General features: G+C 72.2%; 27 protein-coding genes. 14 read left to right on the top strand and 13 right to left on the bottom strand.

Annotated elements, in window-relative coordinates:
• Window positions 1–19 precede the first annotated feature (19 nt).
• The 3 genes from ACFP2T_RS13850 to ACFP2T_RS13840 all read right to left on the bottom strand — a co-directional run bounded on the left by ACFP2T_RS13850 (window position 20) and on the right by ACFP2T_RS13840 (window position 1,619).
• The gene (locus tag ACFP2T_RS13850) at window positions 20–265 is read right to left on the bottom strand and encodes a CPCC family cysteine-rich protein (RefSeq protein ID WP_323373526.1); all 246 of its coding nucleotides are present in this window, start codon (window positions 263–265) and stop codon (window positions 20–22) included.
• 72 nt (window positions 266–337) lie between these two features.
• A complete protein-coding gene (locus ACFP2T_RS13845) occupies window positions 338–1,114 on the bottom strand; it encodes an SAM hydrolase/SAM-dependent halogenase family protein (protein ID WP_377421434.1) in 777 nt (258 codons plus the stop codon).
• A gap of 10 nt (window positions 1,115–1,124) precedes the next feature.
• The gene (locus tag ACFP2T_RS13840) at window positions 1,125–1,619 is read right to left on the bottom strand and encodes a GNAT family N-acetyltransferase (RefSeq protein ID WP_377422801.1); all 495 of its coding nucleotides are present in this window, start codon (window positions 1,617–1,619) and stop codon (window positions 1,125–1,127) included.
• A gap of 47 nt (window positions 1,620–1,666) precedes the next feature.
• Between ACFP2T_RS13840 and ACFP2T_RS13835 the strand changes: the two genes are divergently transcribed.
• Window positions 1,667–2,605, top strand: a complete 939-nt coding sequence (locus tag ACFP2T_RS13835; RefSeq protein WP_377421432.1) for an LLM class F420-dependent oxidoreductase — start codon at window positions 1,667–1,669, stop codon at window positions 2,603–2,605.
• Window positions 2,606–2,718: 113 nt separating this feature from the next.
• On the opposite strand, the gene ACFP2T_RS13830 is transcribed toward ACFP2T_RS13835, so the two are convergent.
• The 4 genes from ACFP2T_RS13830 to ACFP2T_RS13815 all read right to left on the bottom strand — a co-directional run bounded on the left by ACFP2T_RS13830 (window position 2,719) and on the right by ACFP2T_RS13815 (window position 6,148).
• Complete coding sequence (locus ACFP2T_RS13830; RefSeq protein ID WP_377421430.1) at window positions 2,719–3,666, bottom strand: siderophore-interacting protein; 948 nt, start codon at window positions 3,664–3,666, stop codon at window positions 2,719–2,721.
• Between the two features lie 107 nt (window positions 3,667–3,773).
• The gene (locus ACFP2T_RS13825; RefSeq protein ID WP_377421428.1) at window positions 3,774–5,003 is read right to left on the bottom strand and encodes an FAD-dependent oxidoreductase; all 1,230 of its coding nucleotides are present in this window, start codon (window positions 5,001–5,003) and stop codon (window positions 3,774–3,776) included.
• Window positions 5,004–5,016: 13 nt separating this feature from the next.
• Window positions 5,017–5,622 (bottom strand): PadR family transcriptional regulator, encoded by a 606-nt coding sequence (locus ACFP2T_RS13820; RefSeq protein ID WP_377421426.1) that lies wholly within the window; start codon window positions 5,620–5,622, stop codon window positions 5,017–5,019.
• Between the two features lie 52 nt (window positions 5,623–5,674).
• Window positions 5,675–6,148, bottom strand: coding sequence for a hypothetical protein (locus tag ACFP2T_RS13815; RefSeq protein ID WP_377421424.1), 474 nt, complete (start codon window positions 6,146–6,148; stop codon window positions 5,675–5,677).
• A gap of 148 nt (window positions 6,149–6,296) precedes the next feature.
• Between ACFP2T_RS13815 and ACFP2T_RS13810 the strand changes: the two genes are divergently transcribed.
• Entirely contained in the window at window positions 6,297–6,611 is a 315-nt protein-coding gene (locus ACFP2T_RS13810; protein ID WP_377421423.1) for a chorismate mutase, read from the top strand.
• 237 nt (window positions 6,612–6,848) lie between these two features.
• On the opposite strand, the gene ACFP2T_RS13805 is transcribed toward ACFP2T_RS13810, so the two are convergent.
• Window positions 6,849–8,000 carry an FAD-dependent oxidoreductase gene (locus tag ACFP2T_RS13805; protein ID WP_377421421.1) on the bottom strand — a complete coding sequence of 384 codons (1,152 nt, stop codon included), beginning with the start codon at window positions 7,998–8,000 and terminating at the stop codon, window positions 6,849–6,851.
• A gap of 113 nt (window positions 8,001–8,113) precedes the next feature.
• Between ACFP2T_RS13805 and ACFP2T_RS13800 the strand changes: the two genes are divergently transcribed.
• Window positions 8,114–8,746 (top strand): TetR/AcrR family transcriptional regulator, encoded by a 633-nt coding sequence (locus ACFP2T_RS13800; RefSeq protein WP_377421419.1) that lies wholly within the window; start codon window positions 8,114–8,116, stop codon window positions 8,744–8,746.
• Between the two features lie 380 nt (window positions 8,747–9,126).
• Window positions 9,127–9,345: a hypothetical protein gene (locus ACFP2T_RS13795; protein WP_377421417.1), complete on the top strand. Its 219-nt coding sequence runs from the start codon at window positions 9,127–9,129 to the stop codon at window positions 9,343–9,345.
• 158 nt (window positions 9,346–9,503) lie between these two features.
• Here the strand turns inward: ACFP2T_RS13795 and ACFP2T_RS13790 are convergent, their stop codons facing one another.
• From ACFP2T_RS13790 to ACFP2T_RS13780, 3 genes are read right to left on the bottom strand one after another with little or no spacing between them, the layout of a single operon-like run.
• Window positions 9,504–9,815, bottom strand: coding sequence for a type II toxin-antitoxin system PemK/MazF family toxin (locus tag ACFP2T_RS13790; RefSeq protein WP_377422799.1), 312 nt, complete (start codon window positions 9,813–9,815; stop codon window positions 9,504–9,506).
• Window positions 9,812–10,054, bottom strand: a complete 243-nt coding sequence (locus tag ACFP2T_RS13785) for a hypothetical protein (RefSeq protein ID WP_377421415.1) — start codon at window positions 10,052–10,054, stop codon at window positions 9,812–9,814. The genes ACFP2T_RS13790 and ACFP2T_RS13785 overlap by 4 nt, the downstream gene beginning before the upstream one ends.
• A 39-nt stretch (window positions 10,055–10,093) precedes the next feature.
• Window positions 10,094–14,779 (bottom strand): ATP-dependent helicase, encoded by a 4,686-nt coding sequence (locus ACFP2T_RS13780; RefSeq protein WP_377421413.1) that lies wholly within the window; start codon window positions 14,777–14,779, stop codon window positions 10,094–10,096.
• A gap of 169 nt (window positions 14,780–14,948) precedes the next feature.
• On the opposite strand from ACFP2T_RS13780, the gene ACFP2T_RS13775 reads away from it, so the two are divergent.
• From ACFP2T_RS13775 to ACFP2T_RS13730, 10 genes are all read left to right on the top strand, one after another.
• Complete coding sequence (locus ACFP2T_RS13775) at window positions 14,949–15,365, top strand: hypothetical protein (RefSeq protein WP_377421411.1); 417 nt, start codon at window positions 14,949–14,951, stop codon at window positions 15,363–15,365.
• A gap of 163 nt (window positions 15,366–15,528) precedes the next feature.
• On the top strand, window positions 15,529–18,450 hold the full coding sequence (locus ACFP2T_RS13770; RefSeq protein WP_377421409.1) for a Na+/H+ antiporter subunit A: 2,922 nt from the start codon (window positions 15,529–15,531) through the stop codon (window positions 18,448–18,450).
• Window positions 18,447–18,950, top strand: coding sequence for a Na(+)/H(+) antiporter subunit C (locus tag ACFP2T_RS13765; RefSeq protein WP_377421407.1), 504 nt, complete (start codon window positions 18,447–18,449; stop codon window positions 18,948–18,950). The genes ACFP2T_RS13770 and ACFP2T_RS13765 overlap by 4 nt, the downstream gene beginning before the upstream one ends.
• A complete protein-coding gene (locus ACFP2T_RS13760; RefSeq protein WP_377421405.1) occupies window positions 18,947–20,533 on the top strand; it encodes a Na+/H+ antiporter subunit D in 1,587 nt (528 codons plus the stop codon). Before ACFP2T_RS13765 ends, ACFP2T_RS13760 begins: the two co-directional genes overlap by 4 nt.
• Window positions 20,530–21,171, top strand: coding sequence for a Na+/H+ antiporter subunit E (locus ACFP2T_RS13755; RefSeq protein ID WP_377421403.1), 642 nt, complete (start codon window positions 20,530–20,532; stop codon window positions 21,169–21,171). The genes ACFP2T_RS13760 and ACFP2T_RS13755 overlap by 4 nt, the downstream gene beginning before the upstream one ends.
• The gene (locus tag ACFP2T_RS13750) at window positions 21,168–21,428 is read left to right on the top strand and encodes an MrpF/PhaF family protein (RefSeq protein ID WP_377421401.1); all 261 of its coding nucleotides are present in this window, start codon (window positions 21,168–21,170) and stop codon (window positions 21,426–21,428) included. The genes ACFP2T_RS13755 and ACFP2T_RS13750 overlap by 4 nt, the downstream gene beginning before the upstream one ends.
• Window positions 21,425–21,784 (top strand): monovalent cation/H(+) antiporter subunit G, encoded by a 360-nt coding sequence (gene mnhG / locus ACFP2T_RS13745; protein ID WP_377421399.1) that lies wholly within the window; start codon window positions 21,425–21,427, stop codon window positions 21,782–21,784. Before ACFP2T_RS13750 ends, mnhG begins: the two co-directional genes overlap by 4 nt.
• 142 nt (window positions 21,785–21,926) lie before the next feature.
• On the top strand, window positions 21,927–23,102 hold the full coding sequence (locus ACFP2T_RS13740; protein WP_377421397.1) for a sensor histidine kinase: 1,176 nt from the start codon (window positions 21,927–21,929) through the stop codon (window positions 23,100–23,102).
• A 59-nt stretch (window positions 23,103–23,161) separates the two neighbouring features.
• Window positions 23,162–23,785 (top strand): response regulator, encoded by a 624-nt coding sequence (locus ACFP2T_RS13735; RefSeq protein WP_377422797.1) that lies wholly within the window; start codon window positions 23,162–23,164, stop codon window positions 23,783–23,785.
• A 159-nt stretch (window positions 23,786–23,944) separates the two neighbouring features.
• Window positions 23,945–24,574, top strand: a complete 630-nt coding sequence (locus ACFP2T_RS13730; protein ID WP_377421395.1) for a hypothetical protein — start codon at window positions 23,945–23,947, stop codon at window positions 24,572–24,574.
• Here ACFP2T_RS13730 and ACFP2T_RS13725 read toward each other — a convergent pair.
• Entirely contained in the window at window positions 24,531–24,911 is a 381-nt protein-coding gene (locus ACFP2T_RS13725) for a sensory rhodopsin transducer (RefSeq protein ID WP_377421393.1), read from the bottom strand. The genes ACFP2T_RS13730 and ACFP2T_RS13725 overlap by 44 nt on opposite strands.
• Window positions 24,911–26,101, bottom strand: coding sequence for a D-arabinono-1,4-lactone oxidase (locus ACFP2T_RS13720; RefSeq protein WP_377421391.1), 1,191 nt, complete (start codon window positions 26,099–26,101; stop codon window positions 24,911–24,913). The genes ACFP2T_RS13725 and ACFP2T_RS13720 overlap by 1 nt, the downstream gene beginning before the upstream one ends.
• Between the last annotated feature and the right edge of the window lie 82 nt (window positions 26,102–26,183).

Raw genomic sequence — 26,183 nt, 5'->3', positions numbered from 1 at the left:
TCTGCTGCCCGTTCCGCGATCAGGGCAACTCGTCGGGACGGGGCTGGCGGACCGCATCCTGGTAGCGCGGGTGGCTCGCGCCGTAGATGGCGTAGTTGAGCCGAGCGTGTGACAGGCTGAGGTCGCCGTTGGGACCGCCCTGTACGACGCCGGCATTCTGGTCGGTGGAACCGTCGTCGGTCCAGAAACAGACCGGACAGGTGCCGCCCCCGGTCCGGTGCGCGCAGCACGGACAGGCGGCGAAATCGATCGAGTGTTTCCCCACGGCCGATAGCATTTCACAGCGGTACGGCGCGGGCACAGTAGACAATTCTCCTGCATTAGGCGGGCCTGCTGGTCATTCCAGTCGCAGCAGGTCGCCCGCTGCCACCCCCAGTACGTCGGCCGCGCGACCCCCGTTCACCGCCAGCGCCAGTCGACCGGCGGAGTCGGAGTACGCGACGAGCTCGCCGGGCGGCGCGTCGCCGAAGGTGGCGCCCCGGACCGCCCGGAGGCCGCCGATCCGGACCACCGGCCCGAGCCGGTCCAGAGTGGATCCGGGCGCGGCGAGCTGGACGTTGCCGAAGTGGTCGACGGTCAGCACCCCGGCCTCCAGCCAGCCGTCGCCCTCGGCGACCACCGGGTCCGGGAGCCGGACCAGGCCGGTCGGTTCGATCGGCGGGCCGGCCTCGACCAGCGCCGCGCCGAGCGCGAACCGGGCGGCGGCGGGGGCGAAGACGTCCCGGCCGTGGAAGGTCCGGGACACCTCGGGGAACCACTCCGGATTCGTCAGCTCCACCGCCTCGGTCACCCCGCCGAGGGTCGTGGCGGCCCAGGGCAGCAGGCCGTTGTCCGGGCCGACGAGCAACCCGCCGGGGGTGCGTACGGCGATGCCGCGTCGGGCCGTACCTACGCCGGGGTCGACCACCGCGACGTGTACGGCCGGCGGCAGATGTCCGACGGTCTGGGCGAGTACGGCGGCACCCTGGGCCACGTCGCCGGCCGGGACCAGGTGGGTCACGTCGATCACCCGTACCGCCGGGGCGATCCGGGCGACCGCCCCGTGGCAGGCCGCCACGAATCCGTCGGAGAGTCCGTAGTCGGTGGTCAGGCTGAGCCATGGATAGCCGGGCACAGCCGGAAGACTAGTCCGTCGGCTCCGGGCCCAGCCGCAGTTCGAGCACCAGTTCGTCGTGCAGCGGGATTCCGTCCTCACCCACCGTCGGAATGCTCGGCTTCAGCCGCCGGGCCCGGTCCACCGCGCCCGGGTCGACGGCGACGATCCGCAGGCCACGCCGCTGGTAGAAGCGCAGCGCTCGCAGGTTGTCGTTGCTGGTGATCAACCAGAGCCGGTCGGCACGCCGGGCTCGTGCCGCCTCGATCGCGGCGGACAGCAGGGTGGTGCCGACGCCGCCGCCGGAGGAGTCGGCCACGATGCTCACCACCTCCAGCCCGCCGTCGTCGAGCCGCCAGGCCAGCGCGCCGAGCAGCGTCCCCGCGCCGTCGACGGCGACCAGGGTGGGCAGTTCGCGCAGGTCGTACCGGACGTCGTGGGCGATCACGTACGGGCCGCCCCACTCCCGGTCGTGCAGGGCGTCGACCGCGATCCGGTCCGCCGGTTCCGCCGCCCGTACCAGCATCTCCGACACCTGTCCGCTCCCTCCGGCCCGCCTGGCAAGGTAACGGTATGCGCTTGTGTATCTTCACCGAACCCCAGCAGGGGGCGGCGTACGACGATCTGCTCCGGATCGCTCGGCACACCGAGGACTGCGGCTTCGACGGCTTCTTCCGGTCCGACCACTACCTGACCATGGACGGCAGCGGGCTGCCCGGCCCGACCGACGCCTGGCTGACCCTGGCCGCCCTGGCGGTGCAGACGTCCCGGGTCCGGCTCGGCACGCTGGTCACCTCGGCGACGTTCCGGCTGCCGGGGCCGCTGGCGATCAGCGTCGCCCAGGTGGACGCGATGAGCGGCGGCCGGGTCGAGCTGGGGCTCGGCACCGGCTGGTTCGACGCCGAACACCAGGCGTACGGGATCCCGTTCCCGTCACCGCGCGAGCGGTTCGACCGACTCACCGAGCAACTGGAGGTGATCACCGGGCTGTGGTCCACGCCGGTCGGCGAGACGTTCGACTACCGGGGAACGTACTACCAGCTCACGGACTCGCCCGCGCTGCCGAAGCCGGTGCAGTCGCCGACGCCACCGGTGATCGTCGGCGGCAAGGGGCTGCGTCGTACCCCGATGTTGGCCGCCCGGTTCGCCGACGAGTTCAACGTGCCGTTCAGCTCGGCGGACGACGTGGCCCGGAGCTACGCGGCGGTGGCCGGGGCCTGCGAGCGGACCGGCCGCGCGGCGGCCGGCCGTGCGCCGCTGGTGCTCTCCGCCGCGCTCACGGTGCTCTGCGGTCGCTCCGACGCCGAGGTACGGCGCCGGGGCGAGGCGGTCGACCGCGACCCGGCGGGGATGCGGGGTGCCTACGGCGTCGCCGGCACGCCGGACCAGGTCGTCGAGCAGCTACAGGAGTACGCCAAGCACGGCGTGGAACGGTTCTTCCTCCAGGTGCTCGACCTGGCCGATCTGGACCACCTGGACCTGATCGCCAGCGAGGTCGCCCCGCACCTGTAGCGCGCCCACTCCGTCGACGTCGGGCGTCAGCCCGGCGTCGACGGCCTCGCCCGGCCGGGCCGGATGCCGGCGCCCCGCGAGTCGTGATCGGGCGCCGTAATTAGGCGTCGTGGTCAGGCGTCGTCGTCCGCCCGGCCCAGCCGCCAGTAGCCCATGAAGGCCACCGATTCGCGGTCGAGGCCCCGCTCCGAGACCAGGTGCCGGCGCAGCGCCCGGATCACTCCGGACTCGCCGGCCAGCCACGCGTAGTGCCCGCCGCCGGACAGGCCCACCGGCACCTCCCACAGCTCCTCGTCCGGGTCGGCGCCGTCCTCGGGCGCGCTGGCCGGGACCGGCGGTGCGACGGGGATCAGCCGCTCGGCCGCCGCCCGGACGGCCGGGACCAGCAGGCTGCCGTGCGGCGCACCGGACCGGGGCAACCAGGTCACGGTCACCATCGGCGGAGCCGGCAGGTCGAGGACGTCGCCCGGGTGCGGCACCTCCAGGACGACCTCGCCCCGGCTCTGCGCCGGCAGCCGCTCGACGATCGCGGCGATCGCGGGAACGGCGGTCTCGTCCCCGGCGAGCAGCAGGGTGCGGGTCGCCAGGGCGGGCTGGAACTCCCGTCCACCGTGGTCGCCGCGGTAGCCGTCGTCCGGACCCATGATGACCACCCGGTCTCCCGGCTGCGCGGCCGTGGCCCAGCGGGCCGCCGGCCCGTGCGCGCCGTACGCCCCGCCGTGGCCGTGGCCGTGCAGCACGATGTCGACGTCGACCTCGCGGGCGTGTCGCCGGACCGCCCGCACCGTGTAGGTGCGGAACGGGTTGCGCAACTCCGTGGGCAGCGCCCGCCAGCGTGCGTACCAGTCCGTGCCGTCGGGCAGGTACCGGAAGCCGTGTACGGGAACCGGGAAGACGAGCTTGATCCGCTGGTCGTAGCCGGGGTCGGCGAACGTGTCGAGGTCCGCTCCGGTGAAGGTCACCCGGAGGAAGGACGGGCTCATTCGGCGTAGCCGGGCGACCTCGGCCGGGAAGAGCCGCCACGGGGCGACCAGCGGCGTGGCGGTGGAAACCTCGGTCATCGGCCTGCCTCTCGGTACGCGACGTCGCCGGCTCTGCGCGGACAGCGTGCCGTTAGGTTAGCCTACCCTGCACGACGTCAGTCAAGCCTCCGACGGCGACCGGTTGCTCAGGACGCGACCCGGTCGGCGCGGACCGGGGATCCGGCGGCGGTGACCCGCTGGTCCCAGTCGATGCGGTAGTCGAACTGCCAGGCCATCTTCTCCGGCTTCACGAACCTCATCGCCACCGGCATCAGCAGGTCCCGGAGCACCCGACCCAGCGGACCGGCCGCCTTGTCGCGATTGGTACGGGCACCCATCGCAATGATCTTCTCCACCCGGGACCGGCGCAGCCGCTCGTACGCCGCGAACGCCTCGGCGTGCGGCAGGTCACGCAGGCAGCGGGCGAGCTGCACGGCGCTCTCGATCGCCAGCGAGGCGCCCTGCCCGGAGCTGCTGGACGGGGCGTGCGCGGCGTCGCCGACCAGCACCGACCGGCCCCGGCTCCAGGTCGGCACCGTGGGCAGGTCCTCCATCGGACCGACGATGAGCAGGTCGGCCGGTTCGGTCCGGCGAAGCAGCTCCAGGGCCGGCGTCCGATCGGCGGCGAACGCCTCGCGGAGCACGGCCAGCCACTGCTCGGTGCTGGTCTGCCGGGCCTCGGCGGTGGTCATCGGCGCCCGGTGCGGCAGGTTCACGAACCAGCCGCCACTGCCGTCGTCGAGGATCTGGTAGCCGAAGAAGGCCTGCCGGCCGAAGACCATGTGCATCCTGCCGCCGGTGGAGGTCAGCCCGGTCCGGTCCAGGCGGGCACCGAAACTGACCAGGCCGGTGTAGCGGGGACGTGGTGCGTCCGGGGCGATCAGCGCCCGGGTGGTGGACCGCAGGCCGTCGGCGCCGACCAGGACGTCGGCACCGGCCGACGTACCGTCCGCGAAGTGGGCGGTCACCGCCTCGGCGGTCTCGGTGACGTCGACCAGCCGCCGGCCGTGCGCGATCTGGATCCCTCGGCGGGTCGCCTCGGCGTAGAGCGCCCGGTAGAGGTCGGGGCGCCAGACGAACTGCATGCTCGGCAGGTCGGACGGGCTGCCGAACTCGCCGAGCCGCTTGCCGGTCCAGCTCTGTAGGACCATCGCCGTCATCGGCTCGCCGATCTCGCGTACGACCCGGTCGGCATCGAGTACGCCGAGCGCGTTCAGGCCGTTGGGCGCAATGCTCAGGCCGCCACCGACCGTGTCGGCGGTGTCGTGGTGGGCCTCGTACACGGTCGCGGAGATGCCGGCCTTCTGTAGTGCCATCGCCGCGACCGGGCCGGCGATGCCGCCGCCGATCACCAGTGCGGTCCGGGTGTGTGTCACAGTTCCTCCCAGGTCAGGGGGCTGGTTCGCCGTGGAACTCGGCCCACAGTCGACCCCAGTCGGTTTCTGGATCGGTGATCTGACCGAGAAGGCGCTCGACGAACGACGACTCGGCCTCCAGCAGCGCGAGCCGGTACTCCTCCTCGATCAGGAACAGCCCCGGTACGCCGCCCGCCAGCGCGCCGTCCACCAGGGCGCGGACCTCGGCGCGCTGCTCGCCGAGCCGGTCGAGCCTCCGGCGCAGCAGGACGATCGCCTCGCTCGGCGGCAGCGCCGCGATCAACGAGAGCGCGGCGACGAAGTGCGGGTACTCGTGTTGCGGCTCCTCGACGAGTTCGCGCAGCCAGTCGCGCAGTTCGGCCCGGCCGGCGTCGGTCAGCGCGTACACGGTGCGTTCCGGACGCTGCCCCTCGCGGCTGGTCTCCTGTCCGACGATGAAGCCGGCCCTGGCGAGTTGCTGGACCACCATGTAGAGCGAGCCGTGGTTGAACCTGATGCTGCGCGCGTCGCCGTTGTCGCGCAGCGTCCGACCCAGCTCGTAGGGATGCATGGGGCGCTGGATCAGGTAGGAGAGCACGGCCAGCGCGAGCAGGTTGCCGACCTTCCGCTTCTTCGTCATCTACTTCTCCGCCTCGCGCGCCGTCCCGGGCGCGCGTCGATGTGCTGGGCGGTCAGGCGGTGCGGGTCGGGTCGGCCACGGTGGGGAACCCGCCCTGCCGGTGCGCCCGCCGCAGGTCGGACCAATACTCCCTGGTGAACATCGCGGACAGGACGGCGATCCCGCCCCGGTGTACGCGGATCTCGGCACGCCGGAGTTGACCGGTGACCACGACACGCCGGCCGTCGGCCGCGTTCGGGCCCACCGCGTCCTTGACCCTGCTCCGGCCGATCCGGCTCAGGTCCCAGTCGTCGAGCACGGCGTTCTCGGCGACGAGCAGCTTCAGCACCGCGCGGTCGAGGTCGGCGGTGATCCGGATCTCGCCGGCCGGAATGTGCGGCGAGCGCAGGTCGAGCACGGCGACACCGTGATGGGCGCGTACCTCGAACTCCCGGTCGGTGGTCCAGTTGCCGAGCCGCTTCGTCACCGCGTGGTGGGCCGCAATCCGTACCGGGGTGGTGGTTGCCCCTGGGGTGGTCGTCGTCATCACGGTTCTCCCATCTGCCCCGGCGAACGTCTGCGCCATGGTCAGCTTCAACTATCCAGCTCTGAATAGTCGATGTCAACTATTGGCCGGCTGGACTGCGGTACGGTCCCGGCGGACGGATCGATCGGCCGAGGGGTAGGCGAGGCGAATGAGTGCTGAGCAGGTAGCGGACCTGGCGGAGATTCGCGCCCGGATCGACCTCCTCGACCGGGAGGTCGTACGGCTGCTGGGCGAGCGGGAGACCCTGGTACGCCAGGCGGGGCGGCTCAAGTCCGACGACGCGGCGGTCCGGGCCCCCGACCGGGTGGCGCAGGTCATCGCCCGGGTTCGCGCCGTCGCCGAGGAGGTGGGCGCCAGCCCGGAGGTCGTCGAACGCACCTACCGGGCGATGATCGGCGCCTTCATCGACCTGGAACTCGCCGTGCACCGTGCCGCCGACCCGTCCGCGCCACCATCACCGTGACGGTCATCTGAACCGGGTGGCGGGTTCGAGTCCTGCCGGGCGCACGGACACGCGGGTGAACGTTCTACCCTGCATACCCGTTGAGCTGCGTAAACTCCGGCCGTCGCGGTCGCCTCCGAGCGCCTTCCGCTCCGGAAGGCAACGCCTGTGACCTGCCGTTTCGGGGTTCGTATCCGGTTGGTTCCTCTCCGCCGTTGTCGGCGATCCCCCCGGTTGGGCTCGACCGGTCGCCGGTTGTCAGTGCGCCTTGGCGAACATCCGGTCGGCCATCCGGAGGGAGTTCTCGATGGTGTCGAAGCCGCGGGGCAGCATGACGTGCTCGTAGGCGGCGACCGCCTCGGCGAGTGACTTTTCGCCGCGTGCGGCGGACAGTAGCTCGCCGGCTAGCGTCGCGGCGTCCTGTAGCGCGGTGTTGGCGCCGACGCCGCCGGTCGGCGGCATGGTGTGGATGGCGTCGCCGAGCAGCGTGACCGGGCCCGACTCCCAGACGTCGATGCGCTCGCTGGCCCGGATCGCGATCGGGAAGAAGGTGTCGGTGTCGGCGTGCGCGAAAAGCGTCCGGATCGCCGGATGCCAGTCGCTCGTGGCCTCGACGGCGATCTGCCACAGGGCCTCCGACGAAAGCTTGAACAGCGTTTCATCAGGCGTCCCGAGACGCTCCGAGGTCGCGACGAGGGTGGTCATCAGGTAATCCGTTGCGCCCTCGGGACGGGAGCGGAACCGCACTGTCGCGAACCCGGCACCGTACCCATTCTCGTCGGCGACCCAGCAGAAACCGCGGTTGAAGTCTTCCGGGATGAGGGTGTCGGTGGCCTCGTCGATCGTCATCCGGCCGTAGATGCACCGGAGGCCCAGGTCTCGTGTGGCGGCGTGCGGGAGCAGTTGCCTGCGTATTGCCGAACCGACGCCGTCCGCGCCGATCAGAAGGTCGCCCTCGTCGCTGCCACCTTCGACAAAGTCCACCCGGACCCGGCCCGGACCGGTGAGCTGGTAGCCGGCCACTGTCCGTCCGAAGCAGACAGCGTCGGCCAGACCGGTGAGCAGCCCCTGCCGAAACGCGTCCCGGTCCACGTGGGTGATCTCGTCGCTGGTGATTCCCGGAAACGTCTGGGCCATCACTTGCTCCAACTGGTGGGTGTATGCAGCCACCAGGTCACCGTTGACTCCACTGGTGCGGCGGACACGGTCGAGCGCCTGCACCGGCAGGCAGGTCCGCAACGCGGCGTTGCCGTTCGGGTCGATGTGGATGCGGTAGCCCTGGTTACGGGTCTTCGGCGTGGGGTCCCGTTCGTACACGGCGACATCCAGGCCGCCGAGACGCAGCGCCTGCGCCAGCGCCAGCCCGCCAATGCCGGCGCCTGCGATGAGGATCCGTGCTCCACCTGACATCTCGTTGTCCTTCCTCGTACGCGGTCCTGTCGACCTCAACAGCATCAAGCGCACGTATGGATCTGTCAAGCAGATGTATGATTAGCCTTGTCAGGCGTACGTATAATCACTACGTGTCGTCGTCGAGATCGCGCAGGTCACCCCGGCCGCAAGAGCGCCAGCGTGACGCGGAACGCACCCGTCAACGGATCCTTGACGCGGCGACGGCCGAGTTTGGCACGCACGGTTACGCCGGTGCCCGGATCCGGGCGATCGCAGCCAGAGCGGGCGTCAACCAACAGCTGATCTCCTACTACTTCGACGGCAAAGCGGGCCTGTACCAGGCCATGTCACAGCAGTGGCAGCAGCGGCAACGCGAGCTTGCACCACCGGGCACACCTCTACCGGAGCAGCTGCGCCGCTACGCCTTGGAGGTGTTGCGCAGCCCGGAAAGCGTCCGCGTGTTCGCCTGGAGCGGCCTGCAGTACACCGGCCCGGACGACGACCCCGACCGCGCCTCCCGGACCCAAATGCTCGCCGAGAGCGTCGACGCGCTTCGAGCGCTACAACAGTCCGGTCGACTTCCGGCCGAGGTGGATCCGGCGTGCCTCGTGGTCATGCTGATGGCCGCCGCCATGGCAACCACGACGCTGCCGCACATCATCGAAGGCATCTGCGGCGCCGACCCCAAATCCTCCGAGTTCGTCGAACACTTCGCCGACCAAGTGGCCGTCCTCGCCCGGCTCATCGGACTCGAACCCGCCTGACCGAGCCGCGCCAACATCACGCCAGACGGACCGACAGCCATCTCTCCGCACCTTCGCGTGGACAGCCGACACTGCCACGCTCATGACCCGCAATCACAACCTGAGGGTTCGTACGCTGACAGGTCGGGTGCACCAGGCGTCTGCACGGCGACGCCTACTTTGAACCGTGGCCGCCGGAGTTCCGCAAGCTGGGCGTCGCCTCCTGTTGGGCGCACGCCGCCACCTCGCAGCATTCACGCGGCTTCCACCTCTGGCCGTTTCCGACCGCCAGCCGGTCGATCCAGGCTGACGAGGTAGTGCGGCGGTGCTCAGTGCTCCTTGAGGCAAGCCCGGACGTGGTCCACAAGCTCCGCATCTCAGGGCTCTCGGAGTGCCACGTCGTGATCGTCCTAACGATCGACTGGTTCGGCGAGTTCGGCGCCATCGAGGACGGTGCCCTGCCGGCGCTGCCACCCGATCTGCCTCAGGGTTTGGACGGTCTGTGGATCGTGACCCACAAGAACCTGCCCGTCCGAGCCGTGTACTGGCGGGGCGACGAGGTGTGGCGCGATGTCGTAGTGGACCAGCATGAGGGCGAGAAACTCGCCGCGATGCCGTAGAAGCGGCGGGCTGCGATCATCGCTTCCGCTGCGTCATCCGGTCGAGCAACCGCCGCGCCTCCCAGTCCGGGTTCGCAAGACCCTGGATCAGGTGCGCCAAAGACATCATGTGCGCCTCCCAGTACGGGTCCGCAGCGTCCCGGATCAGGGTGCGGAACTCAGTCCACGGCGCCGAGGTAGGTACGAACGGCAGCTGTCAGAGTGGTGAGAGTCGTGTGGGTAAGTTGACCGGCCGGCCCGGCGACCGATTCCGGGTCCAGGGACCGCGCCCGGGACAGGTCGATCACGGCGGCGGTCGGCCAGTCCTGCCGACTGAGGGGCACGAGGAATGCCGGCACAAGGTCCGGTGCGGCTCGCTCCCGCAGCGGAGCAACAAGGCTGTGACCAGGGTTATACCGGTCCGCAGTAACGACAACAACCCGCAGCCGGTGGCTGCCGACGAGGTACTGCAGGATGCTTCCCCGCCTCACTCGGTCGCCCACGTCTTGTCATCGTGAGCCGCGAACGCGGCCAGGGCACTCTGTTCGTCTGGATCTGCGTCCGCATCCCACTGCCGGTAAGCCTCCAGGGCGGCCGCCTCGAGATATTCCACCAGAGCGGCATTGACCGTCGAGGACAGCGTGGCGCCGGGGGTGCGGTCAACATGTGCGGTCAACATCCGGTCGACCTCAGGGCGCATCGACAGCGTACGTTTGATCGCTAATGTCATACCACCGGACCCTACCACCAACAGGTGGTATCGATCGGATCAGCCGCGTAGCCGGAGCCCGCGTGGGGTGGTCCGGAAGCCGGCGGCGGTGAGCGCGTCGCGCAGCGGCGACGCGTGCACGGAAGCGCCGTCGGCACGTTCCACCGCGAGCGCACCGAGCGCCCCCGACCCGACCGCCGCGCCGAGGGCCTGGGCGGCGGCGGCCAGCGCCCCAGTATCGTCTACAAAGGACAACAGGGTACGGCCACCGCGCTCGACGTAGAGCACCAGTTCGCCACCGACCAGCACCACCAGCGCGCCGGCCTTGCGCCCCGCCCGGTGCCCGGTCGCGACGCCGGCCGTTCCGCCGCCCGCCGCCGCGCCGCTCGCACCCGGCGCCGCATCGACGGTGCCGTCGCCAGAGTCGATCACCCGGGCCGGCCAGGGCAGCGCGGCGCCGTACGGGTTGGCCGGATCGGTGGCGGCCAGCACCCGGGCCGCACCCGCCCGGCGGCGCAACTCGTCCGGCTCGGCGAGCGCCCGCAACCGGTCCACCGCGCCGGGCACCGCGAACTGGGCCGCGCCGAGTCCTTCGACGAAGTAGCCCCGCCGGGCCGCGCCCCGCTCCTCCAGGGCGGACAACACCGGGTAGACGGCGGCGAACCCGCCGGACACCCCCTCGGCGACGACCGCGCCCCGGGTCACCACCCCGTGCCGCTCCAGCAGCACGTCGGCGAGGGCGGCGGCCCGGCGGGTCGGGTCGGTGTCCCGCTCGGGCAGCCGGGACCAGCGCCCGGCGACCGACGGCGGCCCGGTCCGGGCCGACAACGTCGGGCGGCCCGGCCGGCGGTACCGGGTGCGGGGTGCCCCCGGGCGCGGACGGTGTGCCCCGCCGCCGCCCAGCACGGCCCGCAGCGGCGCCAGGGTGTCGTTGGTCAGCCAGCCGGCCCAGGCCAACTCCCAGACGGCGGCGACCAACGCCTCGTCGTCGGTCGCGGTCAGGCCGGGCATCGAGGAGATCCGGTCGGACAACGAGCGGAAGAAGAGCGCCTGTCCGTCGCCGAGCGTCTCCAGGATCGCCTCGTGCAGCGGGGTCAGCGCCAGCGCGTCGTCGGGCGGCGGCAACAGCAGGGCCGCCGAGTCGGCGTAGGCGAGCGTCACCCAGCCATCGCCCCGGCCGATCGCTCCGGAGCCGGCCCACAGCACCTCGCCGCTGGCGCATAGCTCGTCGAGGTAGGCGGGGGAGTAGTCGGTCACCCGGGCCGGCAGGACCAGGCTCTCCAGCGCGGACGCCGGCATCGCGGCGCCCTGCAACTGCTCCACCACGGCGGCGACCGCCTCGACCCCCCGGGCCGCCGCGCCGACCTGCTGCCAGCGCGGAAGGAAGGTGGCCAGCGCCTGGGCCGGCACTGGCTCGATCTCCCGGCGCAGCGCGGCCAGGGACCGGCGGCGCAGCAGCCGCAGCACCTCGGCGTCGCACCATTCGGCGCCGGTGCCGGTCGGGGAGAACTCCCCGGAGACCACCCGCCCGTCGGCGCCGAGCCGGCGCAGCGTCTGTTCGACCACGAAGACGCCGAGCCCGAACCGGGCCGCGCAGGTGGTCGCCGCGAAGGGTCCGTGGGTCCGGGCGTACCGGGCGACGAGATCACCGAGCGGGTCGGCCACCGGTTCGAGGTACGCCTGCGCGACCCCGACCGGCAGGGCCACGCCGAGCGCGTCGGCGTACCGGCCGGCGTCCTCGATCCCGATCCAGCGCTCCTCGCCCGCGATCCGTACCCGCAGGACCCGTCGGGCATCCGCGAGCGCGGTCAGCCAGTCCGGCCGGACCCCGCGCTCGGTCAGCTCGGCGTCGGAGAGGTCACCCAGCAGCCGGAGCAGTTCGACGACGTCCTCGGCGTCGCGCGGCCGGCGCTGCTCGGTCAGCCACCGCAACTGGCGCTCGCTCTCGGTCACCACCGCCGGATCGAGCAGCTCCCGCAGGTCCACCCGGCCGAGGAGTTCGCCGAGCAGGGCCGAGTCCAGGGCCAGCGCGGCGGCCCGGCGCTCGGCGAGTGGGGCGTCGCCCTCGTAGAGAAACGCGCCGACGTAACCGAAGAGCAGCGAGCGGGCGAACGGCGACGGCTTCGGCGTCTCCACCTCCACCAGCCGGACCTTGCGGGCGGCGATGTCCCGCATCAGCGTCACCAGGCCGGGCAGGTCGAAGACGTCCTGGAGGCACTCCCGGGCCGCCTCAAGGGTGATCGGGAAGTCGGCGTACTCCCGGGCGACGTCGAGCAGTTGGGCGGCCCGCTGACGCTGCTGCCAGAGTGGCTGGCGGCGGCGCGGGTCGCGGCGGGGCAGCAGCAGCGCCCGGGCGGCGCACTCCCGGAACCGGGAGGCGAACAGGGCAGACCCGCCGACCGACTCCTCGACGATCCCGGCGATCTCGTCGGGGTCGAACGCCACCAGCTCGGCGCCGGGCGGATCCTCGGCGGTGTCCGGCAACCGGACCACGATGCCGTCGTCGGAGGGCATCACCTGGGCGTCCACCCCGTACCGCTCGGCGAGGCGGCGCCCGACGGCCAGCGCCCACGGCCCGTTCACCCGGGCCCCGAGCACGCAGTGCACGGCCAGTCGCCAGTCGCCCAGCTCGTCGCGGAACCGCTCGACCAGCACCGTCCGGTCGTCCGGCACCGACCTGGTCGCCCCCTGCTGCTCGCGCAGGTACGCCATCAGGTTGCCGGCGGCCCAGTCGTCCAGCCCGCCCGATGCCAGGGCCGCCCGCCCCGCCTCGTCGTCGGACCGGACCAGCGCACGTAGTCGGGTGCCGATGGCCCGGCCCAGCTCGACCGGCCGACCGAGCTGGTCGCCCTTCCAGAACGGCATCCGGGCCGCCTGGCCGGGGGCGGGGGAGACCAGCACCCGGTCGGGGGTGATGTCCTCGATCCGCCAGGACGACGAACCGAGCAGGAACACGTCGCCGACCCGGGACTCGTAGACCATCTCCTCGTCCAGTTCGCCGACCCGGGCGGCCCGCTCGGCACCGGCCAGGAAGACCCCGAACAGGCCGCGGTCCGGAATCGTGCCGCCGCTGGTGACCGCCAGCCGTTGCGCCCCGGGTCGGCCGGTGAGCAGGTCGGCGGCCCGGTCCCAGACCAGCCGTGGACGCAGCTCGGCGAAGGCGGTGGACGGATACCGGCCGGAGAGCATGTCGAGGACGGCGTGCAGGGCCGAGTCGGGCAGCTCGGCGAAGGGCGCGGCCCGGCGTACCAACGCGGTCAGGTCGCCGACCCGCCACGGGTCGAGCGAGACCATCGCGACGACCTGCTGGGCCAGCACGTCGAGCGGGTTGCGTGGATAGTGCAGCTCCTCGATCGTGCCGGTCGCCATCCGCTCCGCGACCACGGCACAGGAGACCAGGTCGCCCCGGTGCTTCGGGAACACCACTCCCCGGGAGACCGCGCCGACCTGGTGCCCGGCCCGGCCCACCCGTTGCAGCCCGGCGGCGACGCTCGGCGGTGCCTCGATCTGCACGACCAGGTCGACGGCGCCCATGTCGATGCCCAGTTCCAGGCTGGAGGTGGCGACCACCGCCGGCAACTGGCCGGACTTGAGCGCCTCCTCGATGTGCCGACGCTCCTCCCGGGACACGCTGCCGTGATGGGCGCGGGCGATCACCGGGGCGGCGCCGACGGCGGCACCGGACTGCGCCATGATCTCGGCCGGCAGTCGGGCCGGGCGGCCGGGCGCCGCCGGTCCAGCACCCGCACCGCCGAGCGCCGCCGGTCCAACATCCGCACCGCCGGGCGCCGCTGGCCCGGCGCCGTCCGGGGCGAGTTCGGCCTCGTCGGCGGCGAGTTCGTTGAGCCGGGCGCAGAGGCGTTCGGCGCTGCGCCGCGAGTTGGTGAAGACGATGGTCGAGCGGTGGGAGCGGACGAGGCCGTACACCCGTTCCTCGACCGCCGGCCAGATGGACGCCCGGCGCGGTGCACCCAGCTCGTCGTCGCCCGGTGGCTCCTGCTCGTCGAGCCGGGTCATGTCCTCGACCGGCACCTGCACGCTGACCTCGATGGTCTTCGCCGTCTTCGGCGCGACCACGGCCACCGGCCGGGCGCCGCCGAGGAACCGGGCGGTGGCCTCGATCGGGCGTACGGTCGCGGAGAGCCCGATCCGCTGGGCCGGGGTGGGCAGCAACTCGTCCAGCCGCTCCAGGGAGAGCGCCAGGTGGGCGCCGCGCTTGGTGCCGGCCACCGCGTGCACCTCGTCGACGATCACCGTCTCGACCCCGCGCAGCGACTCCCGGGCGGCGGAGGTGAGCAGCAGGAACAGCGACTCGGGCGTGGTGATCAGAATGTCCGGCGGAGTACGCGCGAAGGCCCGTCGCTCGTCGGCGGGAGTGTCACCGGTACGCATGCCGACGGTGATCTCCGGCGGCGGAAGACCCAACCGGGACGCCGCCTGCCGGATCCCGGTCAACGGGGCGCGCAGGTTCCGTTCGACGTCGACGGCGAGGGCCTTCAGCGGGCTGACGTAGAGCACCCGGCAGCGCTGCCGGGGATCCGGCGGCACCGGCTCGCGGGCCAGCCGGTCCAGCGACCAGAGGAACGCCGCGAGCGTCTTGCCGGACCCGGTCGGCGCCACCACCAGGGCGTTGCGGCCGGCGCCGACCGCCCGCCACGCCCCGACCTGGGCGTCGGTGGGCGCGGCGAACGCGGCGGCGAACCACTCCCGGGTCGCCGTCCCGAACGAGGTCAGCACGTCGGTCACCCGCCAATCCTGCCTGGTCGGTCCGACAACAAGCCCGGAACGGGCGGCCCTGGTCCGCTGATCGTTGGTATCGCCTGAGATGAGGGCTAAGTCTCACTTAACTGCTTGCGAATGATGTGCGACATACAGTAACTTCGCGGAAACCTCAGCTCGGCGCAAGGGGGCCCGGATGACCAGCGTTCCGCGCGACGCCCCGGTCGGTACGGACGTGCTGACCCGACGGGTCGAGACCTACCTGACGCTGGCCCGGACCGGTCTGCGCGGCGCCGACCTCGACCTCGCCGAGCGGCTCGCCGACTGCCTCCGGACGCTCGTCGCCGCGACCGCCACGGCCAGCGCGGCGGACCGGGCCCGGGTCCGGGCCGCGGTGCACGCCCTCGTGCTACGCCGTGAGGCCCACGGCCGGGTGCTGCCCCGGCGTTCCCTCGCCGCCGCCCAACAGGTGATCAACCAGGTCGTCCAGCAGCTCGGCCGCCCCGAGCTGGCGGTGCCGTCCACTCCGGACGGCCCGGACCACATCGACTCCGGCGACCTCGCGCCCCGACGGTCGGCGCACTCCGTCGACTCCCCCTGCACCGTCGGCTGACCCTCCGAGCGGCACGACCCGACGCACCTGTCCCGGGTGAGCCGTGGCCCCCGGCCGGGGTGGATTCCGCCAAATCGCCTCGTTGACCGCCAACTCTGTCGTCTGATCCTTCTACAGGCGCAGACCTCGGGTGGAACCGCGCCGCCACCCGCCTGGAGTACGCATGCTGATGCTGCTGGCCCTGCATCTCGTGGCCGCGGCGACGGCGCCCGCACTCGTGCGACGGTGGGGCCGCCGGGCCTGCTACCCGCTGGCGCTCGCTCCGGCCGCCGCGCTCGGCTGGGCGGTCGCGTACGCCGGGACGGTCCGGGACGGCGGTGCGGTGGTCGAGACGTACCCCTGGGTTCCGGGGTTGGGACTCGACCTGGCGCTGCGGGTCGACACGCTCTCCTGGCTGCTGGTGGTGCTGATCGGCGGCATCGGCGCCCTGGTGCTGGTCTACTGCGTACGGTACTTCGACGCCGACGAGCCCGGCCTCGGCCAGTTCGCCGCGGTCTTCGTCGGGTTCGGCGGCGCGATGCTGGGGGTGGTGGTCGCCGACAACCTGCTGCTGCTCTACGTCTTCTGGGAGCTGACCAGCGTCTTCTCGTACCTGCTGATCGGGCACAACCCGGAGAAGCTGGCCAGCCGGCGGGCCGCGGCGCAGGCGCTCCTGGTGACCACGCTGGGCGGACTGGTGATGCTGATCGGGTTCATCATGCTCGGCCAGCACGCCGGCACGTACCACTTTTCGGAGATCGTGGCCAGGCCGCCGCCGTCCGGAACTTACCTCGGCGTCGCGCTGGTGCTGATCCTGCTCGGCGCGCTCGCCAAGTCGGCGATCTTCCCGCTCAGCTTCTGGCTGCCGGCCGCGATGGCGGCACCGACACCGGTCAGCGCCTACCTGCACGCCGCCGCCATGGTCAAGGCCGGCATCTACCTCGTCGCCCTGCTCGCACCCGCGTACGCCGCCGCCGGCCCCTGGCGTCCGGTCGTGTACGTCGCCGGGACCGTCACCATGCTGGCCGGCGGCTGGACCGCACTGCGCCAGGTCGACCTGAAGTTACTGCTGGCCTACGGCACCGTCAGCCAACTCGGGATGCTGATCCTGGTCGTCGGGGCCGGCACCCCGGACGCCGCGCTCGCCGGCACGGCGCTGCTGCTCGCTCACGCCCTGTTCAAGGCGGCCCTGTTCCTCGTGGTCGGGATCATCGACCGCCGGGCCGGCACCCGGGACCTGACCGTGCTCTCCGGGCTGTGGCGGCGGATGCCACTGGTCTGCGCGGTCGGCGTACTCGCCGCCGCCGCCATGGCCGGCGTGCCGCCGCTGCTCGGATTCGTCGCCAAGGAGGCGGTCTTCGAGGCGTTCACCGGTGATCCACCGCTGCTCGTCGCCGTGCTGCTCGGGGCCACGATGACGGTCGGCTACAGTGCCCGGTTCGTCTGGGGAGCCTTCGCCGACCGGCCCGGCGTCGCGCCCACCCCGACCCGTCCGGTCGAGCCCACCCTGCTCGTTCCGGCCGCCGTGCTCGCCGGAGCCGGGCTGGTCGGCGGGGTACTGGCCGGCGCGGTCGGCGGGCTGCTCGCCCCGTACGCCCGGTTGTTCGGGCCGACCGGTCACCACCTGGCGCTCTGGCCCGGGCCGGGGCTCGCCGTCGGCCTCTCGGCGCTGGCCCTGGCCGGCGGTGGGGTGATCTTCGCGCTGCGCGAGCGGATCGGCCCGGTGGTCGCCCGGCTACGGGCCCCGGTCGACGGCGACGCCGCGTACGGGTACACGACCCGCGGGCTCGACCGGCTCGCCGTCGAGCTGACCGGCGCGACCCAGCGCGGCTCCCTGCCGCAGTACCTCGGCATCATCCTGCTGGCCCTGGTCGTCGTGCCCGGCGGGGCGCTGCTGTCCGGGCGTCCGTGGCCGGGGCGGTGGGTGCTCTGGGACAGCCCGTTGCAGGCGGTCGTGGCGATGGTGCTCGCGGTGGCCGCGGTACTCACCGTGCTGGCCCGGCGCCGGCTCACCGCCGTGATCCTGGTCGGGGTCACCGGCTACGGCACGGCGATGCTGTTCGTGCTGCACGGAGCGCCGGACCTGGCGCTGACCCAGTTCCTGGTGGAGACCGTCACAATCGTGATCTTCGTGCTGGTGCTGCGCCGCCTGCCGCCCCGGTTCTCGGTCCGGCCACTGCCCGGCAGCCGGTGGGCCAGGGTGGCCCTCGGAGTGGCGGTCGGGGTGGTCGTCTCCGGAATGGCCCTGGCCGCGGTCGGTGGCCGGCGGGCCGTACCGATCTCCGAGGACTTCCCGGAGCCGGCGCGCTCGTTGGGGCACGGCCGGAACGTGGTCAACGTGATCCTGGTCGACATCCGGGCCTGGGACACCATGGGCGAGATCGCCGTGCTGGTGGTGGCCGCCACCGGCGTGGCCAGCCTGATCTTCCAGCATCGGCGGGGCGTCGAACAGCCCCGGCGCCGGGACCTGCCGGCGAGGTCGCCCGACTCCGAACGGGTCTGGCTACGGGCCAGCCCCACGCTGCGCACCCGGAGCCGCTCGATCGTCCTGGAGGTGGTCGTCCGGCTGATCTTCCACACCGTCGTGGTGTTCTCCATCTTCCTGCTGTTCTCCGGGCACAACGCGCCCGGCGGTGGTTTCACCGGCGGCCTGGTGGCCGGTCTCGCGCTCGCGGTCCGCTACGTCGCCGGTGGCCGGCACGAACTCGACCAGGCCGCCCCGGTCGACGCCGGGGTCGTGCTCGGCACCGGCCTGCTCGTCGCGGTGGGCACCGGGTTGGCGGCCATCGCGACGGGTAGCCCGGTCCTGCGCAGTACGGTCGTGGACCCGCACCTGCCGCTGATCGGCGACGTGCACCTGGTCACCTCGATCTTCTTCGACATCGGTGTCTACCTGGTCGTGATCGGCCTGGCGCTGGACATCCTGCGCAGCCTCGGCGCCGAGGTGGACCGGCAGATCGAGGCGGAGGACGAGCCCGGCACCGGGCTGCGGACCGACGGAGACAGCGCGCCGGACCGGGCGGGGGAACCGGATCGGCGATCCGGAGCCGGCCGGGAGCCGGGCGGGGCGGACCTCGGATCCGCCGCGGAGCGGCGGCGGAGATGAGGCCCGACCTGGTCCTGGTCGTCGTCGTCGGGGTGCTCTTCGCCACCGGGGTCACCCTGCTGCTGGAGCGGAGCCTCAGCCGGGTGCTGATCGGCATCATCGTGCTCGGCAACGGCGTCAACCTGCTCCTGCTGCTGGGCGGCCGGTCCGGAGGCGCGCCGATCCTCGGCGTCACCCCGGAGGGTGAGATGAGCGATCCGCTCCCCCAGGCGATGGTGCTCACCGCCATCGTCATCACCCTCGGCCTGACCGCGTTCCTGCTCGCGATGGCGTACCGGAGCTGGCAGTTGACCGGACACGACGAGGTGCGGGCCGACCCGGAGGACCGCCGGATCGTGCGCCGCGCCGCGCGGGGCGAGAGTTCCCTCCCGGACGACGACCTCGGTGCCGGCGTACGGCCCTGGGCCGAGCCGGCCGGCGGGATCGAGGGCGTGGATCCGGAGCAGGTCGATCCGGAACCGGGGCCCCGACGGCTGGACCGCGAGGCGGACGAGCGATGAACTTCCTGGTACCGCTGCCGGTGGTCGTCCCACTGCTCGGCGCGGCGCTCACCCTGGTCCTGATCCGCCGGCCGAGGTTACAGCGGGCGATCAGCGTCACGGTTCTCGTGGTCACCCTCACCGTCGCGACCCTGCTGCTCTGGCACGCGTACCGGAACGGGCCGCTGGTCGTCTACGTCGGAGAATGGCCCGCTCCGCTCGGCATCGTCCTGGTGGCCGACCAGGTGGCCGCACTGATGCTGGTGGCCTCGGCGGCGGTGACCCTGTGCGTGCTGCTCTACTCCATCGGCGAGGGCCGGGCGGACCCGGGCCAGCACGCCCCGGTGGTCATCTACCACCCGACCTATCTGGTCCTGACCGCCGGAGTGACCAACGCCTTCCTGTCCGGGGACCTGTTCAACCTCTTCGTCGGCTTCGAGATCCTGCTGGCGGCCAGCTATGTGCTGTTGACCCTCGGCGGCACCGAGGAGCGGATCCGGGCCGGCACCACGTACGTCGTGGTCAGCCTGCTGTCATCGATGATCTTTCTTACCGCGATCGGACTGGTCTACGCGGCGACCGGAACGCTGAACCTCGCCCAACTGGTGGAGCGGCTCGACGCGCTGCCGGCCGACCTGCAACTGGTGCTGCACTTCATGCTGCTGCTCGCCTTCGGCATCAAGGCGGCGGTCTTCCCGCTCTCCGCCTGGCTGCCGGACAGCTACCCGACCGCCCCGGCACCGGTCACCGCGGTCTTCGCCGGCCTGCTGACCAAGGTCGGCGTGTACGCGATCATCCGGACCGAGACGCTGCTCTTCCCGGACGGTCGCGCCGCCGAGGCACTGCTGGTGGTGGCGCTGCTGACCATGCTGGTCGGCATCCTCGGCGCCGTCGCCCAGTCCGACATCAAACGGCTGCTGTCGTTCACCCTGGTCAGCCACATCGGCTACATGCTCTTCGGGATCGCGCTGGCCTCGACGGCCGGGCTGGCCGGGGCGATCTTCTACGTGGTGCACCACATCACCGTCCAGACCACCCTGTTCCTGGCCGCCGGGCTGGTCGAACGCCGTACCGGCAGCACCCACCTGGACCGGATCGGCGGGCTGGCCCGGACGGCTCCGCTGCTCGGGCTGCTGTTCTTCCTGCCGGCGCTGAGCCTCGCCGGAGTACCCCCGTTCTCCGGTTTCCTCGGCAAGCTCGGCCTGTTGCAGGCCGGCGTCGCCGCCGGTGGGGTCCTGGCCTGGCTGCTGGTGGCCGGTGGAACGCTGACCAGCCTGCTGACCCTCTACGCGACGACGAAGGTCTGGAACCTGGCCTTCTGGCGCTCGCCCCGGACACCCGACCCCGAGGCGTCGAGCGGGCCGCCCGAGCCGGAAGCGTCGAGCGGTCCACCCGACCCGGAGGCGTCGAGTGGCCTGCCCGACCCCGAGGCGTCGGAGCGGTTGCCCCGACTGATGGTGGGGGCCACCGTCGCGCTGGTCCTGCTCGGCCTGGGGCTGACCGTGGCGGCCGGTCCGCTTTTCGGAGTCAGCATCGAGGCGGCCGAGGACCTGCGGCGACGTACGCCGTACGTGGAAGCGGTCTTTCCGGGCGGCCCACCGTGACCGGCCGTGACCTGCCGGGACGGTCCGGCCTGCCGGCCGGGCGCCGGAGGGTGCGGGGCTGGCGTGCGGTGCCGGGCTGGCGGCCGGACCGGCGCCGGTTCCGGGACCACCTGTTCACGGTCGCCTGGCTCGTCGCGGTCTGGAGCCTGCTGTGGGGCGAGTTCTCCCTCGGCAACCTCATCGGCGGGGCGTTGGTGGCCATGGTGGTGCTGGTCTTCATGCCACTGCCCCGGGTGACCTTCGGGGGCCGGCTCCGACCGCTGGCCCTGGCCGCCCTGGCCGCCTGGTTCGTCATCGAGCTTCTGGTCGCGAGCGTGCAGGTCGCCTGGGTCGCGGTGCGTCCCGGTGCGGCACCCCGGAACGCGATCATCGCCGTCCGGCTGCGGGTACGGAGCGACCTCAACCTGACCCTGACCGCCGAGGTGCTGTCGCTGGTTCCGGGAACGCTCATCGTCGAGGCGGACCGGGACACCGGAACGCTGTACGTGCACGTCCTGGACGTCCGCGGCGCCGGGCACCTGGCGGAGAGCCGGGCCCGGATCCTGGCGCTGGAGGCCCGCCTGGTCCGGGCGGTCGGCTCCGCCGCGGAACTGCGCCTGCTGTCGTCGCCCGACTCCGAACCGGAGGGATCCACATGACCGTCGCCGTCGTTCTCGTCGCCATCCTGCTCTCGGCCGCGGCGGGGCTGGCCCTGTTCCGCGTCGTACGCGGTCCCGCCCTGCTGGACCGGGTGGTCGCGGTGGAGGTGCTGCTCTCGATCATGATCGGCGCGCTCGGCGCGGAGGCGGCCGTCAACCGGCACGCCACCACCCTGCCGATCCTGATCGGCCTGTCGATGCTGGGCTTCGTCGGGTCGGTGACCCTGGTGCGGTTCGCCGCCGGGGAGGAGGCGTGAGTGGCTCGGAACTGCTGGACCTGCTCGTGTCGGTCTGCCTGGTCGCCGGGGGACTGCTGAGCCTGGTCGCCGGGATCGGCCTGGTCCGGTTCCCGGACGTACTCACCCGGATGCACGCGGCGACCAAGCCACAGGTGCTCGGCGCCCTGCTCATCCTGCTCGCGCTGGCGGTGAGTCTGCGCAACGGTGCCGACCTGGCCACGCTGGTGCTGATCGGCGGTTTCCAGTTGGCCACGGCGCCGCTGGCCGCCCAGATGATCGGCCGGGCCGCCTACCGGACCGGTCGGGTCCGGCGCGAACTGCTGGAGGTCGACGAACTCGCCGACCGGGACGCCGGACCCGGGGGCGCGGGCTGAGCGGGACGCCGTCGGATCCGGGGGTGCCGGCTGAGCGGGACGCCGTCGGATCCGGGGGCGCGGGCTGAGCGGGACGCCGGCTCGGGAGTGTCGCGACGGGCGCCCGGCGAAGATCCTCCGGGCCGCCGTTCCATACTTGGCCATGCCCGTTCCGCTGCCCGCCTGGTTCACCAGTGCCGCCCGGCTTCGGGTCAGGAATCCGTACCTCGCCGACGGCGCCCTCGCCGTCGCCGTCGCGGTGCCGCTGTCGGTGCCCTTCCTGACCTCCCCACCGGGGCACGTGACGCTGCTCGGCGGGGTACTGAACGCGGGTTCGGTGCTCCCGCTGATCTGGCGGCGGCGGGCCCCGTTCACCGTGGCGGTCCTGGTCTTCAGCTTCGCGTCGTTGGTCTCGCTGCACCATCGGCCCGGTCAGATGCTGCAGTACAGCGGGCTGGTCGCGATCTACACCATCGCCGATCTGGGGAAGCGTTGGCAGCGGCTCAGCTTCCTCTGGATGATCCTGCTGACCTTCCCGCCCGCCGCACTCCTGCTGAAGCGCAACACCGCGGCCGAGTTCATGTTCACCATCCTGCTGCCGCTGACCGCGTACCTGCTCGGCACCCTGGCCCGGACGAATCGGGCCCGCGCCGAGGCGGTGGCGGAACGCGCCGCCGAGCTGGAGCGGGGCCGGGAGGCCACCGCCGCCCGTGCGGCGGCGGAGGAACGGAACCGGATAGCCCGCGACATGCACGACGTGCTCGCACACGCGGTCAGCGTGATGGTCGTGCAGGCCGAGGCCGGTCCCGTGGTGCTCCGCAGCGACCCGGACCAGGCCGAACGGTCGTTCGACGTGATCGCCGAGGCCGGCAGGTCGGCGATGGCCGAGCTGTCGAGCACGCTGGGCGTGCTCAAGGAGGAGAAGGATCTCGGGGTACGCCTGCCGCCTCCGACGGTGGCGGCCCTGCCGTCACTGCTGGACCAGGTACGGCGGGCCGGCCTGTCGGTCCAGCTGCACACCGAGGGGCGACCCCGGCCACTGCCCACCGGAGTCGACACCGCCGGATACCGGATAGTGCAGGAGGCCCTGACCAACACGTTGAAGCACGCCGAGACCGCCTCGGCCTCGGTACGCCTGGAGTGGGCCGCCGACGATCTCGTGATCACCGTGACCGACGACGGACGGTGCCGGACCGGCGGGCCCGCTCCGTACGGCGGGCACGGGCTGGTGGGGATCCGGCAGCGGGCGGCCGAGTGTGGCGGGGTGGCGGACGCCGGACCGACCGCCACCGGCTTCCGGGTGTCCGCCCGGCTACCGCTCGGCGGGGAGCACCGGTGAGCCCCGCCATCCGGGTGGTGCTCGCCGACGACCAGGAACTCGTCCGCAGCGGATTCGCGATGATCCTCGCTGCGCAGCCGGACATCAGCGTGGTCGCCGAGGTCGGCACCGGCGTGGAGGCGGTCGAGCGGATCCGCTGGCACCGGCCGGAGGTGGCCCTGCTCGACATCCGGATGCCGAGCATGGACGGCATCGAGGCCGCCCGCCTGGTCTGCGCCGAAACGGATACCCGGGTCATCATGCTGACCACCTACGACCAGGACGACTACGTGTACGACGCGCTCTACGCCGGAGCGAGCGGGTTCCTGCTCAAGAGCGTCCGACGGGACGACCTGGTGCACGCCGTCCGGGTGGTGGCGGCCGGAGAGGCGCTGCTCGCGCCGCCGGTGACCAGGAGACTGATCGCCGACCTGATCCGGCACCGGCCCCGGCAGGGGCACCGCCCGGCGGACCGGCTGCGGGTGTTGACCGTACGGGAGCAGGAGACCCTGCGCCTGCTCGGGCGCGGGCTCTCCAACGCCGAGATCGCCGCCGCGTTCGTGGTCAGTGAACACACCGTGAAGACCCACGTGAGCAACGTGCTCGCCAAGCTGCATCTGCGGGACCGGGTCCAGGCCGTGATCGTCGCCTTCGAGACCGGTCTGGTCGTCGCGAACTCCGAACCCGATGGTGCCGGTACCTGATCCGGCGGCTCGGGCCCGGTGCCACGGCGTCGGGCTCGGCGGGCCGGACTCCGTCGCCCGGGGGAGTCGACCCGGCGAGATCGCTCCGTCGGGCGATCCGTTCCCGGGCGGGACTGCGCAGGATCGAGGTCCGAACCACCGGATCCCGAGGAGTACGACATGTTGATTCCCTACCTCGCCGCACCCGCGCTCCTGTTGGGGTACGGCCTGGTCCGGTTGCTGGACGGCCTGGACGGCAGCCACGGTCCGGGGATCGCCTGGACCATCGGCCACCTGCTGTTCCTGGCCGCCCTGGTGCTCTTCGGAGTGGTCATGGTCGGGCTGACCCGCGTCGCCTCCCGGCTTCGGCTCGCCCGCACGGTGGCGCTCGTCGCCGGCCTGATCGGGCTGATCGCGTTCGTCCGTGTCGTGGTCGTCGACCTCATCGTCGGCATCCAGGCCACGGATCGGGCCGGGATGAACCGGCTCTACCAGCGGTACGAGGACTTCCCCGGCCTGCCCGGCGGGTTCACCGGGGTACTCGACGAGTTCGGCGCGATGCTCTTTCCCCTCGGCCTGCTCGCGCTGGCGGTGCTGGCCGCCACCGTCCGGCCAAGGCGACTGCCCTGGTGGAGCCCGGTGCTGGCCGCCGTCGGGTTCGTCCTGATCACGGTCGACCTGGACCTGCTGCCCCTCGGCGGCGCCGCGTTGCTGATCGCACTGCTGCCGATGACCCGTCAGCGTCCGGCACCGACCGGCGGACCGGTCACGACTCGGCCGGGAAGGCCATGGTGCCGGTCAGCCCGATGACGCCGGGCAGCCGGGTGTCCTGCCGGCTGAACTGGACGACGACCGGGACCTGGGACCGTACGACGCAGCCGAACTGTCGCCCCAGGACGATCGCCTCCGGATCGACGAGGTCGTTGAGGCGTACGTGCCGGACGCGTCGCGCGCCGACCTCGATCGGGTACGGACCCACCGGCTCCCGGTCCTGGTAGTAGACCGTCAGCTCCAGTTCGGCGGTCTCGTCACCCGTGTTGAGCACGCACAACTGGTCGAAGCTGGTGAACTCCGGTTCGTCGCCGCTGCTCGGAAAGGGGATCCGGCCACCCGGGACCACCCACACCCGCCCGCCGAGCCCGGCCATCAGCGGTCCTCCAGCAGCCGGGCGAGGTCGGGGGTGAGGAAGACGTCGTCGGGGTCGAGCCGGCGGCGAACGTCCTGGAAGCTCTCCCACTGCGGATAGAGCCGACTCAGGTCCCGGGCGGTCAGCGAGTGCTTCTTCCCCCAGTGTGGGCGCCCGTCGTGCTGCCGGAACACGGCCTCGACGTCGTCGAAGTACTCCTGGTACGGCAGGGAGTTGTTCTGAAGACAGGCGATCGTCGTGGTGGACCGGTCGTACGCGTTGCTGAGCCAGATGTCGTCCTCGGCGACGGTGCGGACCAGTATCCGCCAGGCCACCCCGGCCCGGTGCCGGTTCAGGACCCGGCGTCGGATCTCCGCGAAGCAGGGATGGAACGCCTCCGACGGGATGGCGTACTCGATCTCGTCGAAGCGTAGTTCCCGGTGCCGGGGAATGGTCCGGTGACTCGGGCCGGTCTCGGTCGTCCGGGACTCCCCGGCGGGGGTGAGTGCCGGTTCCTCGCCGTGCAGGTTGAGCGTGCGGATCTGGGTGGTGTCGGTGCGCGGATACCAGTAGAAGTCCATGTTCCGGTTCTGCCGCTGCAACTGGTGCAGATGTTCGAGGGTCCAGGCGATGGACGAGCACCAGCTCCGGCGCCGCAGGTGGTAGGTCGGCGCGAGCCGAAGCGTCATCCGGGTCACCACGCCGAGGGCGCCCAGGGACAGTCGGGCCGCCGGGAGCAGGTCGGCGTTCCGCTCGGGGGAGATGTCCAGCACCTCACCGGTTCCGGTCACCATCCGTACGCCGGCGACCTGAGTGGACAGACTGCCGAAGCGGAGCCCGGTGCCGTGCGTACCGGTGGCGGTGGCGCCGGCGATCGACTGCACGTCGACGTCGCCGAGGTTGTCCATGGCCAGCCCCGCCTCGTACAGGGCCTCGCCGAGTTCGCCCAGCGGTACGCCGGCGCCCACCGTCGCCAGTTGCGGATCCTCGTGCCGCTGCATCGACCGCGCCAGCCCGGTCAGGCTGACCAGCACATCCTCGGTCCTGACCAGCGGACTTGACGAGTGACCCGATCCGACCGGCCGGAGCTTCGTCGACGTCCGGCGGGCCCGGTCGACCAGCGCCCGGAGCGCGTCCTCGTCGGCCGGCGTGACCTGCTCCCGGGGGGTGAAGCGCAGGCTCCCGGACCAGTTACGCCACTCGTGTCCCAATACCGCCTCCCGTTCTCCGGTGTCCGCTCCGTCGCCGGCCGCGCCGGTGGCTCCGTACGCGGGATCCGGCGGGCCGGCGGAA

This window comes from Plantactinospora solaniradicis (assembly GCF_042658085.1).
Taxonomy (GTDB): Bacteria; Actinomycetota; Actinomycetes; order Mycobacteriales; family Micromonosporaceae; genus Plantactinospora; species Plantactinospora solaniradicis.
This window is presented reverse-complemented; position numbering and strand designations above follow the sequence as displayed.

Bases quoted from the DNA above. Each gene is read 5' to 3' on its own strand.
- ACFP2T_RS13760 (WP_377421405.1), top strand. From the start codon at position 18,947: ATGAACTTCCTGGTACCGCTGCCGGTGGTCGTCCCACTGCTCGGCGCG.
- ACFP2T_RS13835 (WP_377421432.1), top strand. From the start codon at position 1,667: ATGCGCTTGTGTATCTTCACCGAACCCCAGCAGGGGGCGGCGTACGAC.
- ACFP2T_RS13785 (WP_377421415.1), bottom strand. From the start codon at position 10,054: ATGACATTAGCGATCAAACGTACGCTGTCGATGCGCCCTGAGGTCGAC.
- ACFP2T_RS13750 (WP_377421401.1), top strand. From the start codon at position 21,168: ATGACCGTCGCCGTCGTTCTCGTCGCCATCCTGCTCTCGGCCGCGGCG.
- ACFP2T_RS13810 (WP_377421423.1), top strand. From the start codon at position 6,297: ATGAGTGCTGAGCAGGTAGCGGACCTGGCGGAGATTCGCGCCCGGATC.
- ACFP2T_RS13775 (WP_377421411.1), top strand. From the start codon at position 14,949: ATGACCAGCGTTCCGCGCGACGCCCCGGTCGGTACGGACGTGCTGACC.
- ACFP2T_RS13805 (WP_377421421.1), bottom strand. From the start codon at position 8,000: ATGTCAGGTGGAGCACGGATCCTCATCGCAGGCGCCGGCATTGGCGGG.
- ACFP2T_RS13770 (WP_377421409.1), top strand. From the start codon at position 15,529: ATGCTGATGCTGCTGGCCCTGCATCTCGTGGCCGCGGCGACGGCGCCC.
- ACFP2T_RS13735 (WP_377422797.1), top strand. From the start codon at position 23,162: ATGATCCTCGCTGCGCAGCCGGACATCAGCGTGGTCGCCGAGGTCGGC.
- ACFP2T_RS13815 (WP_377421424.1), bottom strand. From the start codon at position 6,148: ATGACGACGACCACCCCAGGGGCAACCACCACCCCGGTACGGATTGCG.
- ACFP2T_RS13820 (WP_377421426.1), bottom strand. From the start codon at position 5,622: ATGACGAAGAAGCGGAAGGTCGGCAACCTGCTCGCGCTGGCCGTGCTC.
- ACFP2T_RS13725 (WP_377421393.1), bottom strand. From the start codon at position 24,911: ATGGCCGGGCTCGGCGGGCGGGTGTGGGTGGTCCCGGGTGGCCGGATC.
- ACFP2T_RS13840 (WP_377422801.1), bottom strand. From the start codon at position 1,619: ATGCTGGTACGGGCGGCGGAACCGGCGGACCGGATCGCGGTCGACGCC.
- ACFP2T_RS13765 (WP_377421407.1), top strand. From the start codon at position 18,447: ATGAGGCCCGACCTGGTCCTGGTCGTCGTCGTCGGGGTGCTCTTCGCC.
- ACFP2T_RS13830 (WP_377421430.1), bottom strand. From the start codon at position 3,666: ATGACCGAGGTTTCCACCGCCACGCCGCTGGTCGCCCCGTGGCGGCTC.
- ACFP2T_RS13730 (WP_377421395.1), top strand. From the start codon at position 23,945: ATGTTGATTCCCTACCTCGCCGCACCCGCGCTCCTGTTGGGGTACGGC.
- ACFP2T_RS13740 (WP_377421397.1), top strand. From the start codon at position 21,927: ATGCCCGTTCCGCTGCCCGCCTGGTTCACCAGTGCCGCCCGGCTTCGG.